The following is a 3,298-nucleotide window of genomic DNA, read 5'->3' as shown; positions in this document are numbered from 1 at the left end:
GACGACGACCATCGATTCTGACTGTTGGATTCCACACGAAACGACGAGGGGCCCGCAGGAGCCTCATTCGTTAGCCGCGGTCGCTGCATGCAGCGCCACCTTGAAATGATCAGGCACTTCCTGCGCAGGTCCAACCTTGCTCATCAACGCTTTGCATCACGCGGTGGAAGAGAAATCGGTTCGGTCTTCTTCTCGGTCAGCGGTGTTGGTATCGGCGGTTGGCTAAGCTGGCAGCTTGAAGTCCTCACCCTTGGCCAGCATCGCCCAGCACATGCGCGCGTTCTTGGCCGCAATCGCCACCACCGCCTTCCAGTAACCCCGGCGCTCCTGCAGCGCGAGCGCCCAGCGGCTCAGGCTGTCGGTCTTGTTCTTCGCCGCTGCGAGCACCGCCCGCGCGCCCAGGATCAGCATCGTGCGCAGGTACGCGTCGCCTGCCTTGGTGATGCGCCCCAGCCGCGTCTTGCCACCCGAGCTGTACTGCCCCGGCGCCAAGCCCAGCCAGGCCGCGAACTGGCGACCGCAGCGAAACTCGTGGCCATTGCCGATCATCGCCAGCATGGCGGTCGCGGTCGTCGGGCCTACGCCCGACAGGCGCATCAGCTGCCTGGCGCGCTCGTCCTCGCGGGCGATGACCAGGATGTGCTGGTCGTAGGTGGCAATGCGCTCGTCGAGCCGGTGCAGTTCACTCAGCAGATCGCCCACGACGGTGTTGGCCCAGCCCGGCAGGTCCTCCAGGGCCGTGCCGGCCTCGCGCCGCACCGTGGCGGCCTTGAGTGGCAGCACGATGCCCAGCTCGCTGAGCAGGCCGCGCAGCCGGTTGATGCAGGCGGTGCGGGCCTCGACATAGCCTTGCCGGGCCCGGTGCACCATCAGGCGGGCCTGCTGGTCGATGGACTTCACGGGCACGAAGCGCATGGCAGGTCGCTGCACCGCCTCGCAGATCGCTGCCGCGTCGGCCGCATCGTTCTTGCCGCGCACCCCGCTCATGCGGTACGGGGCGACGAACTTGGGGGCGATCAGGCGCACGCTGTGGCCGTGGACCGCGAACAGCCGGGCCCAGTGGTGGCCGCCCGAGCAGGCCTCCATCGCCACCGTGCACGGCGGCAGGGCGGCGATCAGCTCGTGCAGCCGGGCGCGCGGCACGCTGGGTCGCACCAGCGCCGGCTTGCCGTGTTCATCCACCCCATGAACTGCAAACACGTTCTTGGCGAGATCGATGCCGATGTGGACAATGGCCATGGACTTCCCCTTCCGAGTGAGTTGATGAGACGTCGCACTTCCCATCGTGGCACTTCGTTGCCGTACTCCGCTTCACCGCGGGCTCGGGACGGGGAAGTCCCTTTCATTCGTTAGGCCGCATATCGTGAGGCCGCCGCTCCTCAGAAACGGAAATTCGTAACCCAAGTCGTTAGACCGCAAAACTAACCAAGGCGCCAGCATGCTCATCCGAAGAACAGCCGAGACTGAAGACTTGGTAGAACTCACTGCTCTGATTCGTGCCGCCTATGCGCCGCATGCATTGAAGGGGCTTCGCTATTGGGCAACCCACCAGTCCGTTGCGGACACAGCCAAGCGCCTTTCCCAAGGCGTCGGTTTCGTTGGCGAGCTAGATGGAGAACTGATCGCCACCATCACGCTCAGCAAACCAGACCCCGAGTCCAAGGTTCCGCTCCTGCGCGACGAGTACACGTGGTCTTTCGGTCAGTTTGCCGTCGCGCCAACACATAAGGGCAAGGGCTACGGAAAGCGCATCCACGATGCTGCTCTGCAACATGCCGTTCTCGAGGGTTGCCAAGTCATGGCGCTCCACACAGCCGAGCCCGCAACTGAGCTGATCGAGATGTACCGGTCCTGGGGCTATGCTCAGGTCGGCACCTGTGACTGGCGGCCACACACGAACTTCTTAAGCGTCCTCATGACGAAGCGCCTCGCCCCTCAGGCAACCAACAATGCGGCCTAACAATTCGCTCAACCGGACCCATTGCGGCATGCGGCTAAGGAAACGCTGATTTATCCGGGCTGACCGCGATGCGGGATCGGCGCTTCGACGGCAGCATCACGGCATGAGCCAACGCAGCTTTGCCAGTGCCGAGTACGCCTTGAAGAAGAAGCGCACGCGGCGCGAGGAGTTCCTCGCCGAGATGGAGCGCATCGTCCCGTGGGCGCGGCTGGAAGCAGCGATTGCGCCGTCGTACCCGCGCAGCGGCCGGGTCGGCCGACCGCCCATCGGCGTGCCGAAGATGCTGCGCATGTACTGCCTGCAGCAGTGGTACGGCCTGGCCGATGAGGCGCTGGAAGACGCGCTGTACGACAGCCAGTCGATGCGCGACTTCGTGGGCATCGACCTGTCGCGCGAGTCGGTGCCTGACGCCACGACGCTGCTGAAGTTCCGGCGCCTGCTGCTGGCCAACGATCTGACCAAGACGCTGTTCGACGAGATCAACGCGCACCTGTCCGAGAAGGGGCTACTGATGCGCGCGGGCACCATCGTGGACGCCACGATCATCGCCGCGCCGAGTTCGACGAAGAACGCCAAGGGCGAACGCGACCCCGACATGCACCAGACGAAGAAGGGCAACCAGTGGCATTTCGGGATGAAGGCGCACATCGGAGTGGATGCCGAGTCCGGGCTGGTGCACACGGTCATCGGTACGGCGGCCAACGTCAACGACGTGACGCAGGCCGGCGCGCTGCTGCACGGGCAGGAGAAGTCGGCGTTCGGTGATGCCGGCTACCGCGGTGCCGACAAGCGGCCCGAGGCCCAAGGGCCGACGTGGTTCATCGCCATGCAACCGGGCAAGCGCCGGGCGCTGGACCTGACGAAGAAGTGGGCGCGGCTGCTGGAGAAGGCCGAGCAGCTGAAGGCCAGCGTGCGCGCAAAGGTCGAGCACCCGTTCCATGTGGTGAAGAACCTGTTCCGCCATCGCAAGGTTCGCTACAAGGGGCTGGCCAAGAACCAAGGGCAGTTGTTCACGCTGTTCGGGCTGGCCAATCTGGTGATCGCCAAGCGGTCGCTGATGGACCTCCAAGCCCGAGGTGCGTCTTGATCAGACGGAACGGCCCAGAAAAGGGCGAAAACGGGGGCGTGCGGGCTGACCACGGCTCCGGCCTCGCCTTCGTTCGGAGCGCGCCGGGCTTCAGGCAGATGCTGGCCGCTCAACTTGGCCATTGATCAGCGCGTCCCTAAAGGCCCGCCATTTCATTCTGGGCCTTTAGCCGCATACCGCAACGGTCCGGTTAGCTCAACTACAAGGGCTTCCCCGTCTGTCAAGCGAATGAATCCCCTCGAGCCGCGTGA

Annotated in this window: 3 protein-coding genes; 2 read left to right on the top strand and 1 reads right to left on the bottom strand. The window is 64.7% G+C overall.

All coding sequences use genetic code 11. From position 1 onward, the window contains the following. Nucleotides 1-222 precede the first annotated feature (222 nt). Nucleotides 223-1,239, bottom strand: coding sequence for an IS110 family transposase (locus QZV97_RS20590; protein ID WP_295647249.1), 1,017 nt, complete (start codon nt 1,237-1,239; stop codon nt 223-225). Between the two features lie 199 nt (nt 1,240-1,438). On the opposite strand from QZV97_RS20590, the gene QZV97_RS20585 reads away from it, so the two are divergent. Both QZV97_RS20585 and QZV97_RS20580 read left to right on the top strand, forming a co-directional pair. Beyond that, the gene (locus QZV97_RS20585) at nt 1,439-1,960 is read left to right on the top strand and encodes a GNAT family N-acetyltransferase (RefSeq protein WP_295647247.1); all 522 of its coding nucleotides are present in this window, start codon (nt 1,439-1,441) and stop codon (nt 1,958-1,960) included. Nucleotides 1,961-2,063: 103 nt separating this feature from the next. Then, nucleotides 2,064-3,047, top strand: coding sequence for an IS5 family transposase (locus QZV97_RS20580; RefSeq protein WP_295647245.1), 984 nt, complete (start codon nt 2,064-2,066; stop codon nt 3,045-3,047). The last annotated feature ends 251 nt before the right edge of the window (nt 3,048-3,298 follow it).

It is taken from the genome of uncultured Methylibium sp., from assembly GCF_902826655.1.
In the GTDB taxonomy this organism is placed as follows: Bacteria; Pseudomonadota; Gammaproteobacteria; order Burkholderiales; family Burkholderiaceae_C; genus Methylibium.
This window is presented reverse-complemented; position numbering and strand designations above follow the sequence as displayed.

Bases quoted from the DNA above. Each gene is read 5' to 3' on its own strand.
- QZV97_RS20580 (WP_295647245.1), top strand. From the start codon at position 2,064: ATGAGCCAACGCAGCTTTGCCAGTGCCGAGTACGCCTTGAAGAAGAAG.
- QZV97_RS20590 (WP_295647249.1), bottom strand. From the start codon at position 1,239: ATGGCCATTGTCCACATCGGCATCGATCTCGCCAAGAACGTGTTTGCA.
- QZV97_RS20585 (WP_295647247.1), top strand. From the start codon at position 1,439: ATGCTCATCCGAAGAACAGCCGAGACTGAAGACTTGGTAGAACTCACT.